Annotated in this window: 26 protein-coding genes; 19 read left to right on the forward strand and 7 right to left on the reverse strand. The window is 65.0% G+C overall.

What is annotated here, in order from left to right:
• Positions 1–6: 6 nt before the first annotated feature.
• On the reverse strand, positions 7–411 hold the full coding sequence (locus LN047_RS07875; protein ID WP_056322507.1) for a hypothetical protein: 405 nt from the start codon (positions 409–411) through the stop codon (positions 7–9).
• A gap of 73 nt (positions 412–484) precedes the next feature.
• A complete protein-coding gene (locus tag LN047_RS07880; protein ID WP_056322508.1) occupies positions 485–835 on the reverse strand; it encodes a hypothetical protein in 351 nt (116 codons plus the stop codon).
• Positions 836–1025: 190 nt separating this feature from the next.
• Here LN047_RS07880 and LN047_RS07885 point away from each other — a divergent pair, with 190 nt between their 5' ends.
• The 5 genes from LN047_RS07885 (at position 1026) to LN047_RS07905 (ending at position 5089) form a co-directional block, all read left to right on the forward strand.
• Positions 1026–1160 (forward strand): entericidin A/B family lipoprotein, encoded by a 135-nt coding sequence (locus tag LN047_RS07885; RefSeq protein ID WP_056322511.1) that lies wholly within the window; start codon positions 1026–1028, stop codon positions 1158–1160.
• A gap of 133 nt (positions 1161–1293) precedes the next feature.
• Positions 1294–1725, forward strand: a complete 432-nt coding sequence (locus LN047_RS07890) for a BPTD_2524 family lipoprotein (protein WP_056322513.1) — start codon at positions 1294–1296, stop codon at positions 1723–1725.
• 3 nt (positions 1726–1728) lie between these two features.
• Positions 1729–2139: a hypothetical protein gene (locus tag LN047_RS07895; protein WP_175235419.1), complete on the forward strand. Its 411-nt coding sequence runs from the start codon at positions 1729–1731 to the stop codon at positions 2137–2139.
• 98 nt (positions 2140–2237) lie between these two features.
• A complete protein-coding gene (locus LN047_RS07900; RefSeq protein WP_056322519.1) occupies positions 2238–3530 on the forward strand; it encodes an aspartate carbamoyltransferase in 1293 nt (430 codons plus the stop codon).
• 125 nt (positions 3531–3655) lie between these two features.
• Positions 3656–5089, forward strand: a complete 1434-nt coding sequence (locus tag LN047_RS07905) for a diguanylate cyclase (RefSeq protein WP_152383827.1) — start codon at positions 3656–3658, stop codon at positions 5087–5089.
• Positions 5090–5143: 54 nt separating this feature from the next.
• On the opposite strand, the gene LN047_RS07910 is transcribed toward LN047_RS07905, so the two are convergent.
• Entirely contained in the window at positions 5144–6043 is a 900-nt protein-coding gene (locus LN047_RS07910) for a recombination-associated protein RdgC (RefSeq protein WP_062838487.1), read from the reverse strand.
• A gap of 150 nt (positions 6044–6193) precedes the next feature.
• Between LN047_RS07910 and LN047_RS07915 the strand changes: the two genes are divergently transcribed.
• Positions 6194–6403, forward strand: a complete 210-nt coding sequence (locus LN047_RS07915) for a hypothetical protein (RefSeq protein ID WP_056322527.1) — start codon at positions 6194–6196, stop codon at positions 6401–6403.
• 373 nt (positions 6404–6776) lie between these two features.
• Here the strand turns inward: LN047_RS07915 and LN047_RS07920 are convergent, their stop codons facing one another.
• The 3 genes from LN047_RS07920 to LN047_RS07930 all read right to left on the reverse strand — a co-directional run bounded on the left by LN047_RS07920 (position 6777) and on the right by LN047_RS07930 (position 10812).
• Entirely contained in the window at positions 6777–8438 is a 1662-nt protein-coding gene (locus tag LN047_RS07920) for an MFS transporter (protein WP_373982112.1), read from the reverse strand.
• A gap of 195 nt (positions 8439–8633) precedes the next feature.
• Positions 8634–10010, reverse strand: a complete 1377-nt coding sequence (locus LN047_RS07925; RefSeq protein WP_108006845.1) for a sensor histidine kinase — start codon at positions 10008–10010, stop codon at positions 8634–8636.
• 112 nt (positions 10011–10122) lie between these two features.
• Positions 10123–10812, reverse strand: coding sequence for a response regulator transcription factor (locus tag LN047_RS07930; RefSeq protein WP_056322537.1), 690 nt, complete (start codon positions 10810–10812; stop codon positions 10123–10125).
• A 288-nt stretch (positions 10813–11100) separates the two neighbouring features.
• Here LN047_RS07930 and recA point away from each other — a divergent pair, with 288 nt between their 5' ends.
• Together recA and recX are read left to right on the forward strand one after the other, a co-directional pair.
• The gene (gene recA / locus LN047_RS07935; protein ID WP_056322539.1) at positions 11101–12162 is read left to right on the forward strand and encodes a recombinase RecA; all 1062 of its coding nucleotides are present in this window, start codon (positions 11101–11103) and stop codon (positions 12160–12162) included.
• 123 nt (positions 12163–12285) lie between these two features.
• Positions 12286–13014, forward strand: a complete 729-nt coding sequence (gene recX / locus LN047_RS07940; RefSeq protein ID WP_175156837.1) for a recombination regulator RecX — start codon at positions 12286–12288, stop codon at positions 13012–13014.
• A 97-nt stretch (positions 13015–13111) separates the two neighbouring features.
• On the opposite strand, the gene LN047_RS07945 is transcribed toward recX, so the two are convergent.
• Positions 13112–14029, reverse strand: coding sequence for a LysR family transcriptional regulator (locus tag LN047_RS07945; RefSeq protein WP_056322542.1), 918 nt, complete (start codon positions 14027–14029; stop codon positions 13112–13114).
• Between the two features lie 185 nt (positions 14030–14214).
• Between LN047_RS07945 and metE the strand changes: the two genes are divergently transcribed.
• The 11 genes from metE (at position 14215) to LN047_RS08000 (ending at position 26022) form a co-directional block, all read left to right on the forward strand.
• Positions 14215–16512, forward strand: coding sequence for a 5-methyltetrahydropteroyltriglutamate--homocysteine S-methyltransferase (gene metE / locus LN047_RS07950; protein WP_373981465.1), 2298 nt, complete (start codon positions 14215–14217; stop codon positions 16510–16512).
• A 308-nt stretch (positions 16513–16820) separates the two neighbouring features.
• Positions 16821–17423 (forward strand): DUF2889 domain-containing protein, encoded by a 603-nt coding sequence (locus LN047_RS07955; protein ID WP_056322544.1) that lies wholly within the window; start codon positions 16821–16823, stop codon positions 17421–17423.
• Between the two features lie 10 nt (positions 17424–17433).
• Complete coding sequence (gene sucC, locus LN047_RS07960) at positions 17434–18594, forward strand: ADP-forming succinate--CoA ligase subunit beta (RefSeq protein ID WP_142049935.1); 1161 nt, start codon at positions 17434–17436, stop codon at positions 18592–18594.
• 21 nt (positions 18595–18615) lie between these two features.
• Complete coding sequence (gene sucD / locus LN047_RS07965) at positions 18616–19497, forward strand: succinate--CoA ligase subunit alpha (RefSeq protein ID WP_056322550.1); 882 nt, start codon at positions 18616–18618, stop codon at positions 19495–19497.
• 265 nt (positions 19498–19762) lie between these two features.
• A complete protein-coding gene (locus LN047_RS07970) occupies positions 19763–20461 on the forward strand; it encodes a TerC family protein (protein ID WP_056322553.1) in 699 nt (232 codons plus the stop codon).
• A 114-nt stretch (positions 20462–20575) separates the two neighbouring features.
• On the forward strand, positions 20576–21295 hold the full coding sequence (locus LN047_RS07975; protein WP_056322555.1) for a TerC family protein: 720 nt from the start codon (positions 20576–20578) through the stop codon (positions 21293–21295).
• Entirely contained in the window at positions 21282–21404 is a 123-nt protein-coding gene (locus tag LN047_RS07980; RefSeq protein WP_255357201.1) for a hypothetical protein, read from the forward strand. Before LN047_RS07975 ends, LN047_RS07980 begins: the two co-directional genes overlap by 14 nt.
• A 9-nt stretch (positions 21405–21413) precedes the next feature.
• A complete protein-coding gene (gene hemC, locus LN047_RS07985) occupies positions 21414–22358 on the forward strand; it encodes a hydroxymethylbilane synthase (RefSeq protein WP_373981466.1) in 945 nt (314 codons plus the stop codon).
• Positions 22358–23176 (forward strand): uroporphyrinogen-III synthase, encoded by an 819-nt coding sequence (locus tag LN047_RS07990; RefSeq protein WP_373981467.1) that lies wholly within the window; start codon positions 22358–22360, stop codon positions 23174–23176. Before hemC ends, LN047_RS07990 begins: the two co-directional genes overlap by 1 nt.
• Positions 23177–23213: 37 nt before the next feature.
• A complete protein-coding gene (locus tag LN047_RS07995) occupies positions 23214–24404 on the forward strand; it encodes a uroporphyrinogen-III C-methyltransferase (protein ID WP_062838497.1) in 1191 nt (396 codons plus the stop codon).
• A gap of 4 nt (positions 24405–24408) precedes the next feature.
• A complete protein-coding gene (locus tag LN047_RS08000; protein ID WP_373981468.1) occupies positions 24409–26022 on the forward strand; it encodes a heme biosynthesis HemY N-terminal domain-containing protein in 1614 nt (537 codons plus the stop codon).
• The last annotated feature ends 1 nt before the right edge of the window (position 26023 follow it).

Raw genomic sequence — 26023 nt, forward strand, 5'->3', positions numbered from 1 at the left:
CGGCGATCAGGAGCCCGTCGTGTGCGGGGCCATGCCGACTGGTGCGCGAGGCGCCAGATCGCCGACCACGTGGCCAACCACGGGCGGCCCGCCCTCGGGCTGCGAGATGATGCCGATCACGCGGGTGATGGCGCTGGCGGGAATGGTCGTGCCGTGCGCGGGATCCTGCACCAGTTGCCAGATCGTGGCGTTGCCCATGCCGGTGTCGCCTTCGGTCAGGTCCAGGTTGTCCAGGCAGTTACGCGCAAAGGAAGACCAATCGGAAGCGTTGCAGGGCAGGCCATGCGACGTGGCGAGCCGGGCCAGGGCCAGCGGCGCGTCGGCCTGGCTGGCGGCATGCTGAGCGGCGGTGCCCAGCGTCACGTCCAGGGAAAGCAAGCGGAGAAACTCAACAACGTTGTCCGTGCTCATCTTGTGGTCTCCTTCCTTTGGGGGCTGCTCTGTTCGATCGCCGGGGGCGCCAGTTTCCGGGAAGTCATCCCGGTCACTGTCCCAGCATCGACACCAGCGACTGCTTCAGACGCGGCGAAAAAATCGGCACCGTGTGCGATACGCCGCTGCGGTCGATGCCTTCCTTGAGTTGAACTGACTGCCCCTGGAATATATCCGGGGCAGCGGAAATTTCGTTGTACCGCGCCAGCAGTTCATTGACCTGGGCCTGCGCGTCTGCCAGCGTGCTGCTGTCAGCCAGCTTGCCCGCGGCATGCGCCTGCAAAATGCGATGCAGATCGTCGATGAACAGCGCCAATGCGGCCTGCCCACGGCATTGAGGCTGTTGCCAGCCCCAGCCTTGCGGACCGGCGCCAGCGGGTTGCGATGCTTGTGTCTTCGTCATGTGCGCATCCTAATCCATTGGCGGCAAATACGCGACAGCCGAGAATGCCTCGCAAATGTCACTGGCGCGTAAGGGTGGTGACGGTTTCTTGGCAGCGTTGTTACAGGTGGCGCGCTCGTGTCACGCAAAAAACGGGGCCTTTGAGGTATGCTGGGTTTCGTTTTTTCCATGCCCAGACAGGAGATGTCTTATGAAGAACAGAGTCTTTCTCGTCATGATGCTTTCGATTGCTGCGTTGACGGCCGGGTGCAACACCGTCGCCGGGGCCGGTAAGGATATCCAGCGAGGCGGGGAAAAGATCGAGGGGGCCGCGGAAAAGCGGTAGTGCGTCTGGTTCGCCGCCGTTCGAGCGGCGCAAGGCCACGCCAGAAGTGCCACGAGATTGGCATTTCCAGCGTGGCCTTTTTGCTGCCGCTGGCATAATCGCGGAAGTCCGAATAGCAATGGCGGGAAGAATCATGCGCAAGTCTGTATGGGTGGGTGTCGCGTTGGCGGCTACGTTGGCCGGATGCGCCAGCACCGGCGTCTACGAGTCGGAAACCGCAAAGAAAGAGACCTTCAGCGTCGACACCAATTACCAGGCGGCCTTCCGCCGCGCCGGCGAATACGTGCGCACCTGCCACACGCAGGTCAGCCATCCGTACGGCGTCTCTTATGCCTGGCGCCACACGCTGGGCCAGAAGGGCGCGCCGGACGAGATCCAGCTCTACAAGGTCGGTCAGCCCGCGACGGTGCTGGAATTGATTTCCGCGGAACCCGCAGGCCCTGCCAATGCCAAGGTGACCGTGACGGTCCTGGGCGAAGGCCGGTGGGACGAAGCCGAAATCGCGGCGGCGCGCAAGTCGATCCAGAGCGCGACGCCGATCTGCCGTAGCGCCAGCGGCGGCTGATACATGGATCCCCGCGCCCAGCAGATCCGTGCCAACGGCCTGTCGTTCGCGCTGCTGGCAGGCGCGTTCCGGTTCCTGGGGTGGCTGAACGGCGCGGCCGCCCTCGTCCTGGTGGGTTTTTCGCTAGGCATCGTGGGCGGGGACATTGCCGCGCCCGATCTCCAGATTCCCCTCATCCTTTTTCTGGGCGGCCTCATGCTGGCTTGCCTGGGTGTGGCGTTTGCCTACCTTGCGCAGGTCAGCCTGTTGCGGCAAGGCTACAACGGCCATCTGACGCGCGGCCATTGGCCGGCGCAGTTGCTGGCGCTACTTTGCTATGTGGCCAGCGCGCTGGCATTCTGCGGCGCCTGCTGGTTTGCGGCGGCGCAGGCAGTGACGGACGCCCCAAAGGCGGCGGCTTACGCGCAGCGTTAAATCGCGGGTAAACCCGTATGCGCAAAAATATTGGACTTGTGTAGACGTACGGAATAATATGCGCACTGCGTATATAACTCCTCTTCTTGGGGCCCGTCATGAGCATCTCCCAGCAAGCCTTTCTGCGCGACGCCATGCGCCGCCTCAACCTCACCCGCGACGTGTTCGCCACCCGCATTGGCGTCAAACGCCGCGCGCTGGACACCTGGCTGTTGCCTGAAGGCTCGCAGGAGTTCCGGGCCATGCCGGAAGTGGTGCAGCGGTTCGTCAGCGAAATCGTGCAAAACGGCGTGCTGCTCGAAAAATATACGCAAAGCGTACAAGACGGCCCCTTGCGTGACCGCATTGCCGTCGAAGGCAAGAATCAGCTCCTGTCGGTGGACCAATTCACCCGCGATTCCGTCGAAGACCTGTTCCGCGTCGCCGACATGATGCAGCCCATTGCGCGCCGCCAGAAGGTGTCCCGAGTGCTGGAAGGCGCCGTGCTGGGCAACCTGTTCTTCGAGGCCAGCACCCGCACCCGCGTGAGCTTCGGATCCGCGTTCTGCCGCCTGGGCGGGTCGGTGTGCGACACGACCGGCTTCACGTTTTCATCGATGGCCAAGGGCGAATCCATCTACGACACCAGCCGCGTCATGAGCGGCTACGTCGACGCGATGGTCATTCGCCATCCCGACCAGGGTTCGGTCGCGGAATTTGCGCGTGCGACGAACATTCCCGTGGTCAATGGCGGTGATGGCCCCGGCGAGCATCCCAGCCAGGCGCTGCTGGATCTGTACACGATCCTGACCGAGTTCTCGCGCTTGGGCAAACTGCTGGACGGCGCGCACATCGCCATGGTCGGCGACCTGAAGTATGGCCGCACCGTGCACTCGCTCATCAAGCTGATGGCGCTGTACAAGAACGTGAAGTTTTCGCTGATCTCGCCCAAGGGCCTGGAGATGCCGACCTACATCGTCGAGCAGGCCAGCCGCAACGGCAACATCATCGAGCAGAAGTCCTCGCTGGCCGAGGGCCTGGCGGGCGCCGACGTTATCTACGCGACGCGCGTGCAGAAAGAGCGTTTCGCCAACGAAGAAAACGAAGGCTATACGCCCGACTTCCAGGTCAACCGCGCCATCATCGACGCCTACTGCAGCCCCGAGACAATCGTGATGCACCCGCTGCCGCGCGACAGCCGTCCGGGCGCCAACGACCTGAGCGTGGATCTGAACCACGATCCGCGTCTGGCGATCTTCCGCCAGACCGACAACGGCATTCCCATCCGCATGGCGATCTTCGCGGTGCTGCTGGGCGTCGAAGGCCTGGTGCAGCATTCGCTGCGCGACGTGACGTGGCAACATCCGTCGCACGTCGGTCCCGACGATTCGGTCTTCCACGGCCTGGATTGAGGCCAGACGCCCGTGGCGGCGCCGCGAAAGCGGTCCCGCCACGGGGAATTCAAGCATAATCCGCGCTGGTTTTACGGGCGAGTGCCGCTATCAGGCGCGCACGCCGTTCTTGGGCGGATGATCTTATGTCTTCGAGCAGTTCCGATGTTCCTCCTGCCGCGGCCGCCGCCGATGCAGCCAGCGGCCAGGCGTGCTACCTGAGCGCCTCCAATGCGCAGGCCTGGGAAGCGGTCTATCAATCGGTCGACGCCAATACGCGCGGCCAGGTTGCGGCACTGGTGTCCGATCATGCCGCGCAACTGGTGGATGCCTTCTATTCCACCTTGCTTGCCGATGCCGAAGCCGGCCCGCGGCTCTCTCACGAAATCGTCTCGACCCGCCTGCACCGCGGCATGACGCATTGGCTGAAAGGCCTGCTCTGCGTGCGCGAGCAAGGCGATATCGACGTGCTGATGGCCACGCAGAAGAAGGTCGGCGAGGTTCACGCGCGCGTCCATATCCCGATCCATCTGGTGATGGCCGGCGCCCGCATCCTGAAGAACGAAATCGCGCAGCGCCTGCGCGCCGGCGGCCTGGAGGGTCAGGCGGCCTCGGTGGCAACGCAGTACGTGTGCAATCTGTTCGACCTGGCCATCGAACAGATGAGCCGCGCGTTCATGCGTGACATCAATCGGGGCGCCCGCAACGACGAGGCCTATCGCCTCTTTGCGTTGGGGCAGAACATCTCGACCGAACGCGAGCGGCAACGCGCCGCCTTGCTGGAATGGAGCCAGGCCGTGCTGATCGGCCTGCATTACCGCACGCCCGAGCAGGCGCTGCCGCGGCTGGCCGCCTCGGAGTTCGGACTCTGGCTGCAGCACAAGGGCGCGGTGCTGTTCGAAAGCGCGCCGGCGCTGCGGCAGATCGTCGAGGCCGTGGCGCGGCTGGATGACACGGTGCTGCCGGGGATGATGCAAAGCGCCAGTCAGGCGCCGGAATCGCTGCCCAATCAGGTGCGCGAACTGCAGGAGCTGGTGGCGCGCATCAAGCATCTGCTCAACGGCCTCTTTGACATGGTGGCCGAGATCGAAAGCGGCAGCGATCCGCTGACCAACGTGCTCAACCGGCGTTTCCTGCCGTCCGTCATCGGCCGCGAGATCTCGCTGGCGCAGCGTCAGCGGTCAAGCTTTTCGGTGCTGTTGCTGGACATCGATCACTTCAAGGCCATCAACGATGCGCACGGCCACGCGGGCGGGGACCAGATCCTGCGCCAGTTTGCCGAAGTCGTGCATCAGACCTGTCGATCCAGCGACTTCGTGTTCCGCTATGGCGGCGAGGAATTTCTTGTCGTGCTGGTGGACACGGGGCCGGGCGCTGCGCTGGCCGCCGCCGAAAAGCTCAACGCCGAGATTCGCCGGCATCGCTTCGTGATCGCCGAGGCCGGCGCGATGCATGTGACAGCCAGCATCGGCGTGGCGACCTTCGACGGCCATCCCGACTACGCCTACCTGATCGATCGCGCCGACAAGGCGCTGTACAAGGCCAAGCAGGCCGGCCGCGACCGCAGCGTCGAGGCATGAAAAAGGGCCGCTCGACAAGAGCGGCCCCTGATGTTGCTGCCGGTTAAAGGCGGCTTAGATCTTCTTTTCGCCGCCCAGCGCTTCGACCAGTTCGGCCATCATCTTGGCCAGTTCGCCGGTCATCAGCATCATGTCGGAATCGAATTTTTCGTCGTCGTTCGCGGCCACGCCTTCGTTGCCTTCCTTCAGCACGTCCAGCGGCGCCACGCGCTTGACGTCCAGGCCTTCGGTCAGGACAAACGACACGCGGTCGGCCCACGTCATGGCCAGGCGGGTGCACTGCTTGCCCGACTGGATGTGACGGCGTACGTCGTCAGCGTCGATGGAGTGCTTTACGTAGCGGATCGCGGCGCCGCTTTCACCGGACGAGCGCAGTTCGGTGTCCTGGTCGATGGTGAAGTTGGTGGGCGCTTCGTCCTCGGCCAGCCAGCCGGTCATGGCGGAGGCCGGCGATTGGGCGACGTACAGGTTTTCCAGCGGGAAGGGATCGACGCACTTGGCGAGCAGGCCGATGACTTCGTCGGCCTTGGCCGAAGCGGCCGCGTCAATGACGAGCCAGTTGTTCTTCGGGTCGATCCACACGCGCGTGTCGCGATAGACGCTGAAGGCGCGCGGCAGGAGCTCGTCCGTGACGCGCTCCTTGATTTCCTTCATCTGCTTGCGGCCAGGCTTGTAGCCTTGCTGCTCTTCGATTTCCTGGGCGCGCGCCTTGGCGACCTGGTTGATGACGGTGCCCGGCAAGAGCTTCTTTTCAGCGCGCAGGCTGAGCAGGATCTGGCCGTTCACTTCGTGGGCCAGGCCGCCGTTCTCGCGCGGGGGCACCCAGCCCAGGCTTTGCATTTCGAGGTTGTTGCCGGTCTGGTAGGCATGGCGCGCCAGCGTTTCTTCAAGCTGCTCGCCGGTCAGGGTCCAGGGCGAGGAGAGGCGGTAAATCTTGAGATTCTTGAACCACATGAGCGTCGGCCAAAAGGGTTGATTCTATACGACGCGGCGGCTTTGCCGAAGGGGGCAGGCACGCTGGCAACAGGCGACACGTTCTGTCACTGACAGGGGGCAGCCTATCCGGTAATGTCCCGCGCACCAGCGTGAGATTGGAGTGAAAAGATGAAAATCATTGGCGCGATCCTCATTGTCCTGGGCGTGGTTGCCCTGGCCTATAAGGGCTTTAGCTACAAGTCCGAAGAAACGGTTCTGCAGATCGGATCTGTGAAGGCCACGGCGGAAACCGAGAAGTCGGTGCCCATCCCGACGTGGGCAGGCATTGCCGCGATCGTGGCGGGTGTGGTCGCCATCGGCGTGGGCATGCGTCGTTGATATGAGCCGGCCGCAAGGCCGGCCGTGCAGCATGAAGAGGGCGGTCGCGCTGCGGCCGCCCTTAGTCTTTTGCGGGCCGCCGCAAAAAAAGCGGCCCGGCTCAATAAAGAGTCGGGCCGGTACGGGAGCACGCAATGCCGCGTCATAAAAGGCTCGCGGGGAACGCGGCATTGGTGTCAGATCAGCAGCCCTGCAATCGTCTGACAGGGGGATCAATCGTCAGGCAATCTTGCGCAAGGCCGTAATCTGAGCGCTCAGTCTACTGGCGCAGGTCTGACATGGTCCTGAAAGTGCAGCACAAAAAAAAAGCTCCGCGAGGAGCTTTTGAAAGGCCGGGCAGGCGCAGCAGTCCCGCCCGGCGGGGGATGGTTTGTCAGGCGTTGATGTCGTTGTCCTTGGATTCGCGCACGAAGAGCGTGCCGACCACCAGGGTCATGACGGCGATGATGATCGGATACCACAGGCCGTCGTAGATGTTGCCGGTGGCCGCGACCACGGCGAATGCGACCGGAGGCAGGAAGCCGCCGAACCAGCCGTTGCCGATGTGGTAGGGCAGGCTCATCGACGTGTAGCGGATGCGCGTCGGGAACATCTCCACCAGCATGGCGGCGATCGGACCGTAGACCATGGTCACGTACAGCACCAGGATCGTCAGCAGCACCACGACCATCACGTTGTTGGTCTGGGCCGGATCGGCCTTGGCCGGGTAGCCGTGGCTGCGGATCGAGGCGGTCAGCGTCTTGTCGAGTTCGGCGACCTTGGCCTTGAACTCGGCCGGCGCCAGCGAACGGCCGTCGAACGAGGTGAACTCTTCATTGCCGATCTTGACGCGGGCCACGGAGCCGGCCGGAGCCGCTTCGTTGCGGTAGTTCACCGAGTTGCGGGCCATGAACGACTTGATCACGTCGCAAGAGCTGGTGAACGAGGCCGTGCCCACGGGATTGAACTGGAACGAGCAGGTGCTCGGATCCGCGATCACCGTGACCGGGGCGGTGGCTTGCGCCTTTTCAAGCGCCGGGTTGGCGAAGTGGGTCAGGCCCTGGAAGATCGGGAAGTAGGTCGCCGCGGCGATCAGGCAGCCCGCCATGATGATGGGTTTGCGGCCGATCCTGTCCGACAGCGCGCCGAAGATCACGAAGAAGGGCGTGCCGATCAAGAGGGCGATGGCGATCAGGATGTTGGCGGTGTTGGCGTCGACCTTCAGCGTCTGCGTCAGGAAGAACAGCGCGTAGAACTGGCCCGTGTACCAGACCACGGCCTGGCCGGCGGTCAGGCCCAGCAGCGCCAGCAGCACGACCTTCAGGTTCTTCCATTGGCCGAACGATTCGGCGATCGGCGCCTTCGAACCCTTGCCTTCTTCCTTCATGCGCTTGAAGGTGGGGGATTCATTCAGCTGCAGCCGGATCCAGACCGAGATGCCCAGCAGCACCACCGAGATCAGGAACGGAATGCGCCAGCCCCAGGCCTTGAAGTCGTCTTCACCCATGAACGTGCGGATGCCCAGGATGACCAGCAGCGACAGGAACAGGCCCAGCGTCGCGGTGGTTTGAATCCAGGACGTGTAGAAGCCGCGGCGTCCGTGCGGGGCGTGTTCGGCGACGTAGGTCGCCGCGCCGCCGTATTCACCGCCCAGCGCCAGGCCTTGCAAGAGGCGCAGGACGATCAGGATGGCGGGAGCGGCCAGGCCGATGCTGGCGTAGCTGGGCAGGATGCCGACCAGGAACGTCGACAAGCCCATGATTACGATCGTGACCAGGAAGGTGTATTTGCGTCCGACCAGGTCGCCCAGGCGGCCGAACACCAGCGCGCCGAACGGCCGCACCGCGAAACCCGCCGCGAAGGCCAGCAGCGCGAAGATGAAGCCCGCGGTCGGGTTCACGCCGGAAAAGAAGTGTTGGGCAATGATGGCTGCGAGCGAGCCATACAGGTAAAAGTCATACCACTCGAACACCGTGCCGAGCGAAGACGCGAAGATGACCTTGCGCTCCTCCTTGGTCATCGGACGCGGATCCGCGGATGGACCGCGGCCTGCCATGGTAGTTGTGCTCATGATGTCTCCTCGTTTTTAGGCCGGCGGTTTTCCGCCGTGCTTGACCCTCCGCCGGCGCGACCGACATCGAGCTAAGCGTCACATTGGGGCGCGACGCTGACGAGGTTCTGACGGGACCCTTACTTGAATCTTAAAATTGAAACAAATAGTAAACACCACGGGGAAGGCTAGGGATAGTCCCTAGCTTTCGGCGGGCTCGGGCGGGGGCGTGTAGAGGGGAAAAGCGACGCGGATGCGGGTGCCGGGCAGGTCGGAGTGTTCGGTGGGATGGTCGCTGATCACGACGCTGGCCTGATGCTTCTGCGTGATCTCGCGCACGATGGCCAGGCCCAGGCCGCTGCCGTCCGAGGACGTGCCCAGCACGCGGTAGAAGCGGTCGAACACGCGCTCGCGTTCTTCGGGCGCAATGCCCGGTCCCGAGTCCTCGACCTCCAGGAGCCCCTCGCCGTCCGCCTGCAGCACGCGCACGGTGATATGCCCGCCGCGAGGGGTGTAGCGCAGGGCGTTGTCCACCAGATTGTTCAGCAGTTCGGCCAGCAGCAGCGGATTGCCGTTGATCTCGACAGGCGTGTCCGACCCCTCGAAACCGAGATCCGTGTTCAGCGACAACGCCAGCGGCACCCAGTGCATGGTCTGCTCGTAGGCGATGGCGTTGATGTCGGTGCGGGTCAGGCCGATGGCGCTGGGGTTTTCGGCGCGTGCCAGCAGCAGCAGCTGATTGACGAGCCGGGTCGCCCGTTCCGAGCCGGTGACCAGTTGCCGCAGGCTGGACTGCATTTCCTCGGGACTGGCGTCGCGCAGCGCCAGTTCCGCCTGCGTGCGCAGTCCCGCGAGCGGGGTCTTCAATTGATGCGCGGCGTCGGCCACGAAGCGGCGCTGCGCCTGCACGTTGGCGGACAGCCGGTCCAGCAGGTCGTTCATGGCCGCGACCAGCGGTGCGATCTCGGAGGGCGCGGCGCGCTCGTCGATGGGCGAAAGATCGTCGGGGCGGCGGGCGCGCAGGCGCTGCTGCAGCGCATTCAACGGCGCCACGCCGCGCGACAGCCCGAACCAGACGAGCAGCACGGCGATCGGCAGCACCACGAACTGCGGGATGATGACGCCCTTGATGATGTCGTTGGCCAATTGCGTGCGCTTCTCGACGGTTTCGGCCACGATGAGAAGCGCCGGCTGCGTGCCCGGCAGATGCAGGTCGACCCAGGTGAACGCCAGCCGGATGCCAAAGCCGCGCAGCGTGTCGTCCTCGTATTGGACCTCGCCGGGGCGGGGCTGTCCCACGGTGGTGGGCAGCGGCAGCGCGCGGTCGCCGCCCAGGTATTCGCCCCGGCTGCCCAGCGCCAGCCAGAACACGCTATCCGTCTCGTCGGCGCGCAGCACGTCGCGCGCGGCGTCGGTCATCTTCAGCACCGCGCGGCCGTCCTGCGCGTGGACCTGGCGCGTCAAGACGTGCAGGTTGTTGGCCAGCGCGCGGTCGTATGGCACGTTGGCGATGTTCTGCGCGACCACATAGGTGATCGCGACGCTCATGGGCCAGAGCAGGAACAGCGGCGCCAGCATCCAGTCCAGGATTTCGCCCAGCAGCGAACGTTGGGGCGGCGCAAAGCTCGGGCCCTTGGACCCGGCTTGCATGATATCCAGGGCTTCCTGGTTGAGCGGCTCTGGGGAGGGCTCAGCTTGCGAGGTACGCCGCACCCTGGTCCCGCTCAAGACAGTAGCCCAGGCCGCGCACGGTGACGATCTTCACGCCGCTGGGCTCGAGCTTTTTGCGCAGGCGATGCACGTAGACCTCGATGGCGTTGGTGCTGACCTCCTCGCCCCATTCGCACAGATGGTCGACCAGTTGGGTCTTGCTGACCATGCGTCCGCTGCGCGTCAGCAGGATTTCGAGCAGGCTGACCTCGCGGGCCGACAGGTCCAGCGTCTGGTCGTCCACGATGGCGACACGGCCGGTCTGGTCAAAGAGCAGTTTGCCGTGCTTGATCATCGTGCCGCCGCCGCCCGCGCCACGCCGCGTCAGCGCGCGCACGCGGGCTTCGAGTTCGGACAGCGCGAAGGGCTTGGCCATGTAGTCGTCCGCGCCCAGGTCCAGGCCCTTGACGCGCTGCTCGATGCTGTCGGCGGCGGTCAGGATGAGGACGGGCAGGGCGGAGTTGCGGGCACGCAGGCGGCGCAGCACTTCCAGGCCGGCCAGTTGCGGCAGCCCGAGATCGAGGATGAGCAGGTCGAAGGCCTGGGCGGCCAGCGCGGAATCGGCGGCAAGCCCGTCGCGCACGGCATCCACTGCATAGCCGTTGTGGCGCAACGAGCGGGACAGGCCATCGGCCAGGATGCTGTCGTCTTCGGCGATCAGGATACGCATGGGCTGCTGCTAGGAAGATACACGCCGGCCCGGGGGACGGAGAATGGCGAAAATACCGGGATCGCTCCGGATTCTGTCATACGGCGCCGGGCTTGCCACTCAGGGTATACGTGCAAAAAGCTGGCACACTGGGTTTTTGTACAGTACAATCCGATGCCATAATCTGATCCGTAGCTCAAGGCTCCACGTCAGGCCGTAGGACAGGCATCAAATCCGGCAAGCTCAGACCCGGCCAGCTCAGACCCGCAGTTTTTCCGACTTCCAGATACGTTACAGACAGGACTCCTCATGGACGACAAAACCACCAAGGCCGCCGCTTCGGAAAAGGCCAAGGCGCTCGCCGCAGCGCTTTCGCAGATCGAAAAGCAGTTCGGCAAGGGCTCGATCATGCGCTACGGCGACAACGAGGTCTCGCACGACATCCAGGTGGTTTCCACGGGTTCGCTCGGTCTGGATATCGCGCTGGGCGTCGGCGGCTTGCCGCGCGGCCGTGTCGTCGAAATCTACGGTCCGGAATCGTCGGGCAAGACGACCCTCACGCTGCAGGTCGTCGCCGAAATGCAAAAGCTGGGCGGCACCTGCGCCTTCGTCGACGCGGAACACGCACTGGATGTCCAATATGCGTCCAAGCTGGGCGTCAATCTGGCCGACCTGCTGATCTCGCAGCCGGACACGGGCGAGCAGGCGCTGGAAATCACCGACGCGCTGGTGCGCTCGGGTTCGGTCGACCTGATCGTCGTCGACTCGGTGGCCGCGCTGGTGCCCAAGGCCGAAATCGAAGGCGAAATGGGCGATTCGCTGCCCGGCCTGCAGGCTCGCCTGATGAGCCAGGCGCTGCGCAAGCTGACCGCCACCATCAAGAAGACCAACTGCATGGTCATCTTCATCAACCAGATCCGGATGAAGATCGGCGTCATGTTCGGCAACCCCGAAACCACCACCGGCGGCAACGCGCTCAAGTTCTACGCGTCCGTGCGCCTGGATATCCGCCGCATCGGCTCCATCAAGAAGGGCGACGAGGTCGTCGGCAACGAAACCCGCGTCAAGGTCGTCAAGAACAAGGTTGCGCCGCCTTTCAAGCAGGCCGAGTTCGACATCATGTATGGCGCCGGCATCTCGCGCGAAGGCGAAATCATCGACCTGGGCGTGGCCGCCAACGTCGTCGACAAGTCGGGCGCCTGGTACAGCTACAACGGCAACCGCATCGGCCAGGGCAAGGACAACGTGCGCGAATACCTGAAAGAGCACAAGGACATGGCCATCGAAATCGAAAACCGCGTCCGCGAAAACCAGGGCATCGTCAGCCGCGCCGCTGAATTCGTGCCCACGGCGGAAGACACCGCCGAATAATCCCGGGCATTCGGCAGGGCTCGCCGCGGTTCAGGCAAGTCCCATCGCCGGCCCGGCTGGGCTGGGAAACTGCGGCAGGCGCCAAGATGGGCCTGCCGTTTTGTTTAGCAAGCAGGAAAGCGCATGAGCTGGAAATCGACTCCCGCGTCCGCCGAGCGCCAACGCGCCAGGTTGGACGACGAATTCGAAACGGTCGCCAAGCCGCAAGGCTTGCGGCGCACGTCCGATGCGCGGGTGGCACGCGAACCCGCAGCGTCTGACGATTCGGCCGATGGCGCTGAATCTTCCGGCCTGTGGCAGCGCAGTTCCGAGCAGCGAAGTTCCAATCAGCGCGGCGCCGCGCGCGGCCGGCGTGCTGACACCGCCGCCAGCGCCGACGAGGCGTCAACGTCCGACGGCAAGCAGGCGCGCAAGGGACCGTCACTGAAGATGCGGGCAGTGGGGTATCTGTCGCGGCGCGAGCACGCGCGCGAAGAACTGGCGCGCAAGCTGGCTGCTTATGCCGAAGATGCGGCCGAGGTCGAATCGGTACTCGACGCGCTTGAAAAAGAAGGCTGGCTGTCCACCGAACGCTTTGCCCAAAGCCTGGTTCATCGGCGCGCCTCGCGGCAGGGCGCGGCGCGCATCGTGCAGGAATTGCGCCAGCATGGCGTGGACGACAACCAGGTCGCGGAACTGCGCGAACAGCTTCGCGCCACCGAATACGACCGGGCGCTTGAGGTCTGGAAAAAGCGCTTCAGCGCCAAGCCCGAAGATCGCGCGGCCTACGCAAAGCAGGCGCGTTTTCTGGCCAGCCGGGGTTTTGCGCACGACGTCATCCGGCGGATCCTCGGCGAGGGCGACGAAGACTGACGCCCGGCGGCGTGGTTTCCCACGGGCGTCTACCCAGCTGGCGCCGCTGCGGCCGTCGTTGTTCCTTACGGTTTCACTTCGGTCTTCACTTTGGTCGTCACTTTGCCGACTTGATGCCCGACAGCGTCTTGAAGCAGACGTCGCGGGTAATGGTCAGAAACTCGTCGATATACGAGGCGTCCGTGTCCTCGCTGCGCACGGTCGCATACAACGTGCGCCACACGCCTTGCGGGCCCAGGCGGCAAAGCCGCAGCCATCCCTGATTCATGTATTCCGTCAGCGCCCAGTTCGGCAGGGCCGCCACGCCCCGATTGCTGGCCACGAGCTGCGCGATGATCGGCGTGAGTTCCGCCTTGCGGACCGCGGCCGGCTCCACGTCGGCCGGGTCCAGAAAGGCGGTGAAGACATCCAGCCGCTGCTTGTCCACGGGGTAGGTGATCAGGGTCTGGTCCGCCAACTGCTCCGGCAGGATGAATTTGCTGCCCGCCAACGGGTTGGATTCGGACACAGCCAGCACCAGCTCATATTTGAATAGCGGCAGGTATTCCACCGCGTCCAGCGGCTGCGGGTCTGACGTGATGACCAGGTCCAGGTCGCCACGCACCAGCGCGGGCAGGGGGGCGAACGAGAACGCCGCGGACAGGTCCAGCGCTACATCCGGCCATTGCACGCGGAAGGCGTCCAGCGCCGGCATCAGCCATTGAAAACAGGAATGACAGTCGATCGCCAGGTGCAGCCGGCCCGTGCGCCCGGCCGCCAGCCGTTGCAGGTCGCGTTCCGTGGCGCGAATGCGCGGCAGGACCTCATCGGCCAGCGCCAGCACCCGCAGCCCTGCCGTGGTCAGCCGGGCCGGCCGTGTGCGCCGGTTCAGCAGAGGCGTGCCCAGGCGGGTTTCGAGATCCCGCAGCTGATGCGACAGCGCGGATTGCGTCAGGTGCAGGCGTTCTGCGGCTTCCTGAAGGCTGCCGCCATCCCGGATGGCGGTCAGAGTTTCGAGGTGGCGGATTTCTAGCATTGAGGGCGGCTGAGCGGGTCGGGATCCGGGGGCGGGATCCAGGCGCCGAACCCCGGCGGGTCGGCATGACTGCCTATTCTATGAGGTTTCCTCATCTTATGAATGTGTACATTGATTTTGATTCATTTTGATTTGGCCTCAGAATGATCGCCACTTGAACAAATTTTGTGGATGGCGGCTACAACATGACTACGATTCATAATTTGGGTTTCCCCCGCATCGGCGCCCAGCGTGAACTCAAGCGGGCGGTCGAGGCCTATTGGGCCGGCAAGCAGACCGCCGACGACCTGGAACACACGGGCCGTGAACTGCGCGCCCGCCACTGGCGCCTTCAGGCCGCGGCCGGCCTGAAGTTCGTGCCGGTGGGCGACTTCGCCTGGTACGACCAGATCCTGGAATGGACAACGCTGCTGGGCGCAGTGCCGGCGCGCTTCGGCCAGAAGGACAGCGAGCCGGTGTCCTTGGACACGCTCTTTCGCATGGGCCGCGGCCGCGCGCCGTCGGGCAAGCCCGCCGCCGCCTGCGAAATGACCAAGTGGTTCGATACCAACTACCACTACATCGTCCCGGAGCTGGTGCCCGGCCAGACCTTCCGCGTTGCCCGCGAAAGCCTGTTCGACCAGGTCAGGGAAGCCCAGGCGCTGGGTCTTGAGGTCAAGCCGGTCATTCCCGGCCCGCTGACCTGGCTGTTCCTGGGCAAGGGCGACGCCTTTGCCGGCGGCGCCGCCGATGCCGGGAAACTCCAGCTTCTGGCAGCGCTGCTGCCGGTCTATGAAGAGGTGCTGGCGCGGTTTGCCAAGCAGGGCGTCGAGTGGGTGCAGATCGATGAGCCCATCCTGGCGCTCGACCTGCCGCAAGCCTGGCGCGATGCCTTTGAGCAGGCGTATGCCACGTTGTCCGCCAGCGCGGTCAAAGTGCTGGTCGCCACCTACTTCGACGGTCTGAAGGACAACCTCTCGACGGCGCAGGCCCTGCCGGTGGCCGGCCTGCACGTGGACCTGGTGCGTGCTCCCGAACAATTGGCCGACGTGGTGGCGGGCCTGAACGACGGGCAGGTCTTGTCCGCCGGCATCATCAACGGCCGCAACATCTGGCGCACCGATCTCGATGCCGCCATTGCGACGTTGGCCCCGCTTGCGCGCCAGCTTGGCGACCGACTGTGGCTGGCGCCGTCGTGCTCGCTGCTGCACGTGCCCGTCGACCTGGAAAACGAAACCGAACTGGACGCCGAACTCAAGAGCTGGCTTTCCTTTGCCGCCCAGAAGCTCGACGAGCTGAGCCTGCTGGGCCGCGCGCTGAGCAGCGCCACGGACCCCACGGTGCAGCAGGGGCTGGCCAGCCAACGCGCGGCGCTGGCCGCGCGCCGCGCCTCGGTGCGCATCCACAACCCGGCCGTGGCCGAGCGCATGGCCGCAGCAAAGGGCATGTCGCGCGACCGGGCGCCGTTTGCAGGCCGCATCGCGCGCCAGCAGGAGCAGCTGGGGCTGCCCGCCTATCCCACCACCACGATCGGCTCGTTCCCGCAGACGGCCGAAATCCGCGCGCTGCGCCGCGACTGGAAGGCGGGCGCCCTGACGGATTCCGCGTACGAAGCCGCCATCCGCAAGGAGATCGAGGAAGTCATCCGCTTCCAGGAAAAGGTGGGCCTGGACGTCCTGGTGCACGGCGAGCCCGAGCGCAACGACATGGTCGAGTACTTCGGGGAGCTGCTGGCCGGCTTTGCCTTCACGAAAAACGGCTGGGTGCAGAGCTACGGTTCGCGCTGCGTGAAGCCGCCGATCATTTTCGGCGACGTGGCCCGTCCCGCGCCCATGACTGTGGGCTGGTCGTCCTACGCCCAGTCGCTGACCGACAAGCCGGTCAAGGGCATGCTGACCGGCCCGGTCACCATCTTGCAGTGGTCGTTCGTGCGCGACGACCAGCCGCGCGAAGCCACCTGCCGCCAGCTGGCGCTGGCGCTGCGCGACGAAGTGGTGGACCTGGAAGCGGCCGGCATCAACGTCATCCAGATCGATGAGCCGGCCATCCGCGAAGGCCTGCCGCTGCGCCGCGCCGATTGGCAGGCATACCTGGACTGGGCCGTGGACTGCTTCCGCCTGTCGACTGCCGGCGTGCGCGAGGAGACGCAGATCCACACGCATATGTGCTATTCGGAATTCAACGACATCATCGAATCGATTGCCGCCATGGACGCCGATGTAATTACGATCGAAACGTCGCGTTCCAATATGGAGCTGCTCAAGGCGTTCGAGGACTTCCGGTACCCGAACGACATCGGCCCCGGCGTCTACGACATCCACTCGCCCAACGTGCCTGAGGTCGGCTGGATGGTTGACCTGATGAACAAGGCCGCCGCCCGCCTGCCCAAGGAACGCCTGTGGGTCAATCCCGATTGCGGCCTGAAGACGCGCGCCTGGCCGGAAACGGAAGCCGCGCTGATCGGCATGGTCCAGGCGGCGCGCGCGCTGCGCGAGGCGGCCTGACGGCCGATGGCGTTCCCGGCGCACGCGCGCCGGGCCCCCTGCATTTCCAACCCGGCTGCGCGCCCCGCGCGCGCCGGGTTTTTGCCTGCTGCAGACGCCATTTCCAGCCCCACGCCGAGCCGCGCGGCGAAACCGGCAGGGGCCGCGTGGAAGGCGGGAAGTCACGGCGGCGCGGTCAGCGGACCGGACAGCGGGGCATCCGCCGCCCAATTAATACGATTGCTCGAATGCCGCCTGCGCTATACTTTGAAGGTTTTGTTGCCGCGCACCATACGCGCAGGCCATCTTTGCCCCGCAGGCCCCCTCGCATGCCCTTGCCACCGCCGGATTGTCCTCGCCAACCGCTGCATACGCGTTCCATACGTGTGCAGTCGTACGCGCGCGATGACGGCAACTGGGACCTGGAAGCCGAGCTGATCGACGTGAAAGCGTACGATTTTCCGAAGCGCGACGGCGAGATGTTCAAGGCCGGGCAGCCCATCCACCATATGCACCTGCGCATCACCATCGACGAGGAATTCTCGATCGTGGCGGCTCAGGCCGTCTATGACGCGGCGCCTTATGGCGAGCATTGCAAGGCCATCGAGCCGGCGTACACTGACCTGATCGGCATGAACCTGCTCAAGGGGTTCCGCCGCCAGGTCAAAGAGCGGTTCGGGCATGTGGAGGGCTGTACGCACATGACCGAACTGTCGCAGGTGCTTCCCACCGCGGCGGTCCAGACCATGGCCAACCGCCGGCGGCAGGAACCCAACCCGAACCGGCGTCCATTCCAACTGGACGGCTGCCATGCGCTCAGCACTGGCGGCCCTGTGGTGGCTGAGCATTATCCCGAGTGGTACACCGGGGGTAGCGCTGAGGCATCGGCCGAGTCGTCCTCCGATTCACCTTCTTTTTCTCATACGTCCTGACAGGTAACACATGAAAATCCACGAGTATCAAGGCAAGGAACTGCTGAAGCAATTTGGCGTCCCCGTGCCGCGCGGGATCCCCGCTCTTTCCGTCGACGAGGCCGTGGCTGCCGCTGAAAAGCTGGGTGGACCGGTTTGGGTCGTCAAGGCACAAATCCACGCGGGTGGCCGCGGCAAGGGCGGCGGCGTCAAGCTGGCCCGCTCGCTGGACGAAGTCCGCAAGCTGGCATCCGAAATCCTGGGCATGCAGCTGATCACGCATCAGACCGGCCCCGAAGGCCAGAAGGTCCGCCGCCTGTACATCGAAGACGGCGCCGACATCCAGAAGGAATACTACGTGTCGCTGGTCACCGACCGCGCCACGCAGAATGTCGCTTTCATCGCTTCCAGCGAAGGCGGCATGGACATCGAGGAAGTGGCTCACTCCACGCCCGAAAAGATCATCACCGAATACATCGACCCGCTGGTTGGCCTTTCCGCCGAGCAAGCCACCAAGATCGCCAACGCGATCGGCCTGCCCGCCGACTCGACCGCCCAGGCCGTTGACGTGTTCCAGAAGCTCTACAAGTGCTACATGGACACCGACGCCTCCCTGGTCGAAATCAACCCCCTGAACCGCGACAGCAAGGGCAACATCATCGCCCTGGACGCCAAGTTCAACTTCGACTCCAACGCCCTGTTCCGTCATCCGGAAATCGTCGCCTACCGCGACCTGGACGAAGAAGATCCCGCTGAAATCGAAGCCAGCAAGTTCGACCTCGCGTACATCCAGCTCGACGGCAACATCGGCTGCCTGGTGAACGGCGCCGGTCTGGCCATGGCCACGATGGACACCATCAAGCTGTTCGGCGGCGAGCCGGCCAACTTCCTGGACGTCGGCGGCGGCGCCACGGCCGAGAAGGTCACGGAAGCCTTCAAGATCATGCTGGCCAACAAGAGCGTCAAGGCCATCCTGGTCAACATCTTCGGCGGCATCATGCGCTGCGACGTGATCGCCGAAGGCGTCATCACCGCTTGCAAGGCCGTCAACCTGAACGTGCCGCTGGTCGTGCGCATGAAGGGCACCAACGAAGAACTCGGCAAGAAGATGCTGGCCGACTCCGGCCTGCCGATCATCAGCGCCGACACGATGGCCGAAGCTGCCACCCGCGTCGTAGCCGCCGTCAAGTAAAGCAAAAATCAAGGATTCACAATGTCGATTCTGATCAACAAGGACACCAAGGTCATCACCCAGGGCATCACGGGCAAGACGGGCCAGTTCCACACCCGCATGTGCCGTGAGTACGCCAATGGCAAGGCCGCCTTCGTGGCCGGCGTGAACCCCAAGAAGGCGGGTGAGGACTTCGAAGGCGTGCCGATCTTCGCGTCGGTCAAGGACGCCAAGGCCGACACCGGCGCCACCGTCTCGGTCATCTACGTGCCGCCCGCCGGCGCCGCTGCCGCCATCTGGGAGGCCGTCGAAGCCGAACTGGATCTGGTGATCTGCATTACCGAAGGCATCCCGGTCCGCGACATGCTCGAAGTCAAGAACCGCATGAAGGCCAAGGGCAGCAAGACGCTGCTGCTGGGCCCGAACTGCCCCGGCCTGATCACGCCGGACGAAATCAAGATCGGCATCATGCCCGGTCACATCCACCGCAAGGGCCGCATCGGCATCGTCAGCCGTTCGGGCACCCTGACGTACGAAGCCGTGGCGCAAGTCACCGAACTGGGCCTGGGCCAATCCAGCGCTGTCGGTATCGGCGGCGACCCCATCAATGGCCTGAAGCACGTGGACGTGCTCAAGCTGTTCAATGACGATCCCGACACCGACGCCGTCATCATGATCGGCGAAATCGGCGGCCCGGACGAAGTCAACGCCGCGCAGTGGGCCAAGGACAACATGAAGAAGCCGGTCGTCGGCTTCATCGCTGGCGTCACCGCCCCTCCCGGAAAGCGCATGGGCCACGCCGGCGCGCTGATCTCCGGCGGCGCCGACACGGCCGATGCCAAGCTGGAAGTCATGGAAGCCTGCGGCATCCGCACCACGCGCAACCCCTCCGAAATGGGCAAGCTGCTCAAGTCGGTGCTGTAAGTTTCAGCAACGCGCGATAAAAAGCCCGCTTCGGCGGGCTTTTTTTTGGCCGGGCTTTTTTGAGGCTTTCTTAGGGAAATCCCGCGTCCAGGAAGCGGCCGGGTGAATCATACGGAAAGCTGAACGAAACTATAATGAAAGAAATTTTGCGCGTACCAGCAAGAATGCCGTCGGGCTCGCACCAAGACGGTCAGTACGTTTTTGCGTTCAATTCATCCATTAATTTGGTTTTGTCCTAGGGGGATCACACCTAGGAAAGAGAGGCATGGAACTCAGTTCAGCGGCATTCTGGATCGCGTTGCTCCAGATCATTTGGGTCAACATTCTGCTATCGGGCGACAACGCCGTGGTTATTGCGCTGGCAGCGCGCTCGTTGCCTCCGGCACAACAGAAAAAAGCGATCGTGGTCGGTTCCGCCGCTGCGATCATCATGCGTATCGTACTGACGCTCGTCGCGGCCAAGCTGTTGTTGCTGCCGTGGCTCAAGCTGATCGGCGCGCTGCTTCTGGTCTACATCGGCGTCACCTTGCTGCTGCCCGAAGGCGAAGAAGACGGTGCCGGCAAGTCGCATGGCAACCTGTTGACCGCCATCCGCACCATCATGATCGCCGACCTGGTCATGAGCCTGGACAACGTGGTGGCCGTCGCCGCCGCTGCGATGGGCGACACGACGTTGCTGGTGCTCGGCCTGGCCATCAGTATTCCGCTGGTCATCTTTGGCAGCACGCTGCTCTTGAAGGTCATCGAACGCTTCCCGCTCATCGTCTGGGTTGGGGCGGCGCTGTTGGGTTTCATCGCAGGCGAGCTGCTGGTGGGCGACCCGGCGTTGCAAGAGCCGGTGGCACGTATCGATGCCGCATTGGGCGTTACTCAGCACAGCTTTGCACTGATGTCGGGCGCGCTGGGCGCAGTGCTGGTGCTACTGATTGGTAAAGTTTTGCTTGCGCGTCGGAAAGCTGACTGAAAGCTGAACTACAATAATATGTTTTTCTAAATAAACCTGCCGCGCGAAGGCGCGCGGCAGGGCGGCCGGGCCGGGACCGGCCATTCTTTTCATAAATGCCTTCGGGGGTTCAAAGTGCTTGAGTTTTTTCAGACGCTGAGTTGGGCAGCGGTATTTCAGATCATCCTTATCGACATCCTGCTCGGCGGCGACAACGCTGTCGTGATCGCGCTGGCGTGTCGCAACCTGGCGCCCAAGCAACGGATGCAAGGCATTTTGTGGGGCACCGCTGGGGCAATCATTCTGCGCGTCGTGCTGATCGCCTTCGCAATGCAGCTTCTGAATATCCCGTTCCTGAAGGTCGTGGGCGCGCTGCTGCTCGTCTGGATCGGCGTCAAGCTTTTGGTTCCCGAAGACGATGCGCATGGCGACATCAAGGGCGGCACATCCATCGTCGCCGCGATCAAGACCATCATCATTGCTGACTTCGTGATGAGCCTGGACAACGTGATCGCCATCGCCGGCGCCGCGCAGAACGCGCATGCCGACCATCAGCTGGGTCTGGTCATTTTTGGCCTGGTCGTCAGTGTGCCGATCATCATCTGGGGCAGCACGCTGGTGCTCAAGCTCATCGACCGCTATCCGCTGGTCGTCACCTTCGGCGCGGGCCTCTTGGGCTGGATCGCTGGCGGCATGCTGGTCACCGACGTTATTGTCGAGCGTCAATTTGGCGTTCAGCCGACTACGGTTAAAATCGCCGCTGAAATCATTGGCGCCTTGCTCGTTGTTGTCCTTGGACGGTGGCTTGCAAGCCGCAAGAACGCTTCCAAGGAATCAGCACATGAGTCTGCGTAGATCCACCGATCCCCAGCAATCCGAATCGGGCCTGAGCCTTCTTCAGGGTCTGTTCGTGCTGGCCATCCTCGGGGTAGTCGCGACGATCATCGTCTCCAACTTCGTTTGATGGCGTCACGTGTCTCTACCGCAACGTCTGGTCATTGCGACCCGCGCCAGCCGGCTTGCCCTGTGGCAAGCCGAGCATGTGCGCGATCGGCTGCGCACGCTGTACCCAGCGTGCGCAGTTGAACTTCTTACCCTGACAACCCGAGGCGATCAGATCCTCGACCGCACGCTGTCCAAGGTGGGCGGCAAGGGTCTGTTCGTCAAGGAACTCGAAAACGCGCTGCTCGACGGCCGTGCCGATCTCGCCGTCCACTCCCTCAAGGACGTGCCGGTGGATCTGCAGGCGCCGTTTGAGCTTTGCGCCGTCCTCGATCGCGCGGATCCGCGCGATGCCTTCGTGTCCAACCGATATGCCTCGCTGGCGGACCTGCCTGCGGGCGCCGTGGTCGGCACGTCCAGCCTGCGCCGCGAGTCCCAGATCCGTTCCCGGTTTCCCGCCCTGGTGGTCAAGCCCCTGCGCGGCAATCTGGATACGCGCCTCTCCAAGCTCGACAAGGGCGACTACGACGCCATCGTGCTGGCTGCCGCCGGCCTGGACCGTCTTGGCATGGGCGAGCGCATCCGCAGCCTGCTCGACCCCGCAGACAGCCTGCCGGCGGCCGGGCAGGGCGCCCTCGGCATCGAAATCCGTGACGACCGCGACGACATGCGCGCGTGGCTTGCACCGCTGGTCAGTGCAGACACGACCGCCTGCGTGCTCGCCGAGCGCGCGGTGTCGCGCAAGCTGGGCGGCTCCTGCCAGGTGCCCCTGGCCGCCTTTGCCCAGCTCGCCGGCGACACGCTGTCGCTGCGCGCGCTGGTGGCCTCGCCCGACGGCACCCGTGTCGTTCATGCCACGCACAGCGGTCCCATGGCCGAAGCCGAAGCCATCGGCGAAGCCGCCGCCTCCGAACTCCTGGAGGCGGGTGCAGAGACGATTCTTCGCGAACTGCTGCAAAACGCCGGGTCCGAGTGATGGACCCGGCGTTTGCAGCCGCCGACGGGCCGCGCATCGCCATCCTGACGCGGCCCGCAGGGCGCAACGAAGCGCTGGCCGGCCGCCTGCAGGGCGCCGGTTGGCAACCGTGCATCCTGCCCGCACTTGAAATCCACCCCCTGTCTGTCGCTGCCGAAGACCTGCCCCGGCCGTCGGCCTACGACCTCGTCGTGTTCGTCAGCGGCAATGCCGCGCGCCAATACCTGGATCAGCTCGCGCGCGCCGATGGCGCCGCGGACTGGCCTGCGGGCGTCGCGGTCGCCACGGTCGGGCCCGCCAGTGCCCAGGCGCTGCGCGAGACCGGCCGTTTTGGCGTGAATACAACAGTTCTGCATCCGGACGAATCGGCCCCCAGCCATGATTCCGAGGCGCTTTGGCGCGTGCTTGCCGCCCAGCCTCAGTTGCCCGCGCGCGTGCTGGTGGTGCGGGGCACGCAGGGGCGGGACTGGCTCGGCGATACGCTCGAGGCACATGGTGCGCACGTGACACGCCACGCGGCCTACCGCCGGCAACCGGCTGGCTGGACCGCCGAACAGCTTGCCACCCTCAGGCGATGGGCCGATGCAGGCGTCACCGCCACCTGGCTGGTCACCAGCGGAGAGGGCGTCGACGCCATTGATGGTCAGCTCAGCGCCGCGGGGCTGACCGGGTGGTGGCAGCGCTGCCGCTTCGTCGCCACGCATCCCTCGCTGGTGGGCCGCCTGCCGCAGCCTCGCATTGGCGCGTCCGAGCCGGCGATGGTAAAAATCTGCGTGCCCAACGACGAGTCGATTTTCCAGGCTTTTGTTGCTGCTTGATTCGTTGGTTCGGACTGACACCGAATACAATCGCGTCATGACAGATAAGACTCCCGCTACCGATCCGGCCGTTCATCCGGCCGCCCCGGACGCAAGCGCGTCCGCATCGGCCCCGGCCGACTCCGTCAAGGCCCGTCCGGCCAAGCGCGGCAGTGGTCCTTTGGCCACCGCGCTGATAATCGTCATCCTGTTGGCCGTGGGCCTGGGATATGCGTTGTGGAAGCAACGCACCCAGTTCGTCTCCGCGGGCCGCGAAGTGGCAACGCGCCTGGATACGCTCAGCGCCGATGTGGCGCAAGCCCGCAAGGACACCCGCGAAGCGCTTGCCCTCGCGCAGGCGCAGACCGGCCGCGTCGCCGAACTCGAAGACACGCTGCGCGAAACGCAAAGCCAATACAACGCCCTGCAACAGGCTTGGCAGAACTTCAACGACAGCGCCAGCGACGAACTGCTGGCCAATGACGTCGAACGCCTGCTGACCATCGCCAATCAGCAATTGCGCCTGGCCGGCAACGTCTCCAACGCCATCGTCGCCCTGGAAACCGCGCAATCGCGCCTGGCGCGTGCCGACCGCCCGCGGTTCTCCAGCCTGCAGCAATCCATCAATGGCGACCTGGACCGCCTGCGTGCCGTGTCCACCGTCGACATCCCCGCGCAATCGGGCCGCATCGAACGCCTGGTCGCGCTGATCGGCAAGGCGCCGCTGCTGGTGCCGGATACCGTGTCGCCGGGCGTGTCCCCGGTCGGTCAAGCCCAGCCGCCCGCGCCGGCCCCCACGATCGATCCGCAGGCCGGCCTGCCCGCCGATGCGCCCTGGTGGCAGCGCTGGCGCGCCGAAGTGGCCTCGTGGCCTGGCCGCGCGGGCTCCGCGCTGGCTCACGAACTTGGCGGTCTCATCACCATCCAGCGCGTGGACGAACCGGCCGCGCTGCTGTTGTCGCCCGAACAGGCCGATCAGGTGCGCGGCACGCTGCGCCAGCGCCTGTTGACCGCGCAGCTCGCGATGCTGATGCGCCAGCCCTCGGTCTGGAAGAGCGAACTCGACAACGTTGGCACCACGCTTTCCAAGTACTTCGATGGCCGCTCGCCTGACACCGTCGCCGCGCAGACGCTTGCGCGCGAACTGGCCCAGACCGACATCGCCGTGCGCATGCCGGATGTGGCGGACAGCCTGAACGCCGTGGCGGCCCTGCGCGCCGCCGGCTTCAAGACCAGCGACCAGGACTGAACCCATGCGTACCTGGTTCTGGACCCTGCTGCTCGCCGTCGTCGCCGTCGCCCTGGCGGTGGTCCTGCGCTCGCACGCAGGCAACGTGCTGCTTCTGGTGTGGCCGTGGCGCATCGAGATGTCGCTGACGCTTGCCGTCCTGCTCATCGTCGCCACCTTCATCATCCTGTACGTGGGCCTGCGGTTTCTGGCCTGGCTGCTCGCCATTCCCGATCGCGTCCGGGCCTGGCGCGGCAAGCGCGCGCAGGCGCGCGACCACGAATTGCTCGAACGCGGCTGGATCGGCCTGCTTGAAGGCCGCTACGCCCACGCCGAAAAAGACCTGACCAAGCTTCTGGACCAGACCAAGGTCCGCACGCGGCGCGTGCTGGCAGCCCTGTCGGCTGCACGTGCCGCGCATGGCCTGGGCGAATTCGACCGGCGCGATCGTCTGCTGGCCAACGCGCAAGAGCAGGCCGGCACCGAGCCCGGCCTCATTGAAGCCACCGCCACCGTCTCGGCCGACATGCTGCTCGATCAGGGCCGCGCTGAACGCGCACTGACCGTGCTGGGTCCGCTGGCCGATGGCGGCGCCCGTCATTTGCACACCATGCGCCTGCTGCTGCGGGCGCACACGGCCCTGAATCATCAGGAACAGGTTTTCACGCTGGCGCGCGGACTGTCGCGCCGCAATGCGCTGGGCCGCCCTGAAGCCGACGTCCTGATCGATGCCGCGGGCGCCGCGCGCTTGCGTGCCGCCGCGGCCAACGATGCCTGGCGTCCCATCTGGAAAGACCTCAAGGCCGAAGAGCGCCTGCTCCCGGAAATCGCCCTGGCGGGCGCCGCGGCATTCGAAGCCGCCGGCGAGCCCAACGAAGCGGCGCGCGTCCTGGAATCGGCCATCGCGGTCAAGTTCAATCCCGCCCTGGTGGCGGCCTACGCCCGCTGCGAAGCCGACCAGGTGTCGCGGCGCCTGGCCAAGGCCGAGACCTGGCTGCATCAACGCCCGACCGATCCCGACCTCCTGACCGCCCTGGGCATGCTGTGCCTGAATGGCCAGCTTTGGGGACAGGCCGAACGCTACCTCTTGCGCAGCCTGGCCCGCCGCAGCGATGCGCAGACGCACGCGCTGCTGGGCAGTCTGTACGATCGTCTGGACCGGCCGGTCGATGCCGTGCGCCACTGGCGCCTGGCCACGGCCGCCAGCATGGCGTTGCCGGTGCTGGCCTCGGATGCGGCGCTTCCCGCCGCGGACACCGGCTCGGATCCGTATCGCGTGGATGCCGAAGGCGGCTATGCCGTCGGCCTGTCGGACACCGACAGCGATGCGGACACCGGTGGCGATTACCCGGCCTTGCCGCCGGCTGCCGCATCGGCGTCGGACTACGTACTGGATCCGGATGCCCGCGCCAGCAAGGCGCAGCAAGACCGCGCCCTGGCGCCCGAAGACGCGCCGCTGGCCCGCGGAACGTCCGACATCGACGAGTACTTCGACAGCGCGCCCATTCCTGCTGCGGCGTTCGACGAGCCCGTGCCCACGTATTCGCCGGCCCCTGCCGCGCCGGCCCCCAAGCCTGCGCCGCCCGCGGCGCCCGTGCCCACCACCAAGCCGCCGTTCAAGGACGACGGCTCGATTTGAA

The sequence above is a fragment of the Achromobacter sp. JD417 genome (genome assembly GCF_041879325.1).
Taxonomy (GTDB): domain Bacteria; phylum Pseudomonadota; class Gammaproteobacteria; order Burkholderiales; family Burkholderiaceae_B; genus Achromobacter; species Achromobacter mucicolens.

What these genes read in the sequence shown, in the direction of transcription:
- LN047_RS07970 (WP_056322553.1), top strand. Translation starts at nt 19,763, where the DNA reads ATGGAACTCAGTTCAGCGGCATTCTGGATCGCGTTGCTCCAGATCATT.
- LN047_RS07905 (WP_152383827.1), top strand. Translation starts at nt 3,656, where the DNA reads ATGTCTTCGAGCAGTTCCGATGTTCCTCCTGCCGCGGCCGCCGCCGAT.
- recA (WP_056322539.1), top strand. Translation starts at nt 11,101, where the DNA reads ATGGACGACAAAACCACCAAGGCCGCCGCTTCGGAAAAGGCCAAGGCG.
- LN047_RS07995 (WP_062838497.1), top strand. Translation starts at nt 23,214, where the DNA reads ATGACAGATAAGACTCCCGCTACCGATCCGGCCGTTCATCCGGCCGCC.
- recX (WP_175156837.1), top strand. Translation starts at nt 12,286, where the DNA reads ATGAGCTGGAAATCGACTCCCGCGTCCGCCGAGCGCCAACGCGCCAGG.
- LN047_RS07990 (WP_373981467.1), top strand. Translation starts at nt 22,358, where the DNA reads ATGGACCCGGCGTTTGCAGCCGCCGACGGGCCGCGCATCGCCATCCTG.
- LN047_RS07925 (WP_108006845.1), bottom strand. Translation starts at nt 10,010, where the DNA reads ATGCTGGCGCCGCTGTTCCTGCTCTGGCCCATGAGCGTCGCGATCACC.
- LN047_RS07900 (WP_056322519.1), top strand. Translation starts at nt 2,238, where the DNA reads ATGAGCATCTCCCAGCAAGCCTTTCTGCGCGACGCCATGCGCCGCCTC.
- sucD (WP_056322550.1), top strand. Translation starts at nt 18,616, where the DNA reads ATGTCGATTCTGATCAACAAGGACACCAAGGTCATCACCCAGGGCATC.
- LN047_RS07885 (WP_056322511.1), top strand. Translation starts at nt 1,026, where the DNA reads ATGAAGAACAGAGTCTTTCTCGTCATGATGCTTTCGATTGCTGCGTTG.
- LN047_RS07880 (WP_056322508.1), bottom strand. Translation starts at nt 835, where the DNA reads ATGACGAAGACACAAGCATCGCAACCCGCTGGCGCCGGTCCGCAAGGC.
- LN047_RS07875 (WP_056322507.1), bottom strand. Translation starts at nt 411, where the DNA reads ATGAGCACGGACAACGTTGTTGAGTTTCTCCGCTTGCTTTCCCTGGAC.
- LN047_RS07915 (WP_056322527.1), top strand. Translation starts at nt 6,194, where the DNA reads ATGAAAATCATTGGCGCGATCCTCATTGTCCTGGGCGTGGTTGCCCTG.
- LN047_RS07895 (WP_175235419.1), top strand. Translation starts at nt 1,729, where the DNA reads ATGGATCCCCGCGCCCAGCAGATCCGTGCCAACGGCCTGTCGTTCGCG.
- metE (WP_373981465.1), top strand. Translation starts at nt 14,215, where the DNA reads ATGACTACGATTCATAATTTGGGTTTCCCCCGCATCGGCGCCCAGCGT.
- sucC (WP_142049935.1), top strand. Translation starts at nt 17,434, where the DNA reads ATGAAAATCCACGAGTATCAAGGCAAGGAACTGCTGAAGCAATTTGGC.
- LN047_RS07910 (WP_062838487.1), bottom strand. Translation starts at nt 6,043, where the DNA reads ATGTGGTTCAAGAATCTCAAGATTTACCGCCTCTCCTCGCCCTGGACC.
- LN047_RS07955 (WP_056322544.1), top strand. Translation starts at nt 16,821, where the DNA reads ATGCCCTTGCCACCGCCGGATTGTCCTCGCCAACCGCTGCATACGCGT.
- LN047_RS07945 (WP_056322542.1), bottom strand. Translation starts at nt 14,029, where the DNA reads ATGCTAGAAATCCGCCACCTCGAAACTCTGACCGCCATCCGGGATGGC.
- LN047_RS07920 (WP_373982112.1), bottom strand. Translation starts at nt 8,438, where the DNA reads ATGGCAGGCCGCGGTCCATCCGCGGATCCGCGTCCGATGACCAAGGAG.
- LN047_RS08000 (WP_373981468.1), top strand. Translation starts at nt 24,409, where the DNA reads ATGCGTACCTGGTTCTGGACCCTGCTGCTCGCCGTCGTCGCCGTCGCC.
- LN047_RS07930 (WP_056322537.1), bottom strand. Translation starts at nt 10,812, where the DNA reads ATGCGTATCCTGATCGCCGAAGACGACAGCATCCTGGCCGATGGCCTG.
- LN047_RS07890 (WP_056322513.1), top strand. Translation starts at nt 1,294, where the DNA reads ATGCGCAAGTCTGTATGGGTGGGTGTCGCGTTGGCGGCTACGTTGGCC.
- LN047_RS07980 (WP_255357201.1), top strand. Translation starts at nt 21,282, where the DNA reads ATGAGTCTGCGTAGATCCACCGATCCCCAGCAATCCGAATCGGGCCTG.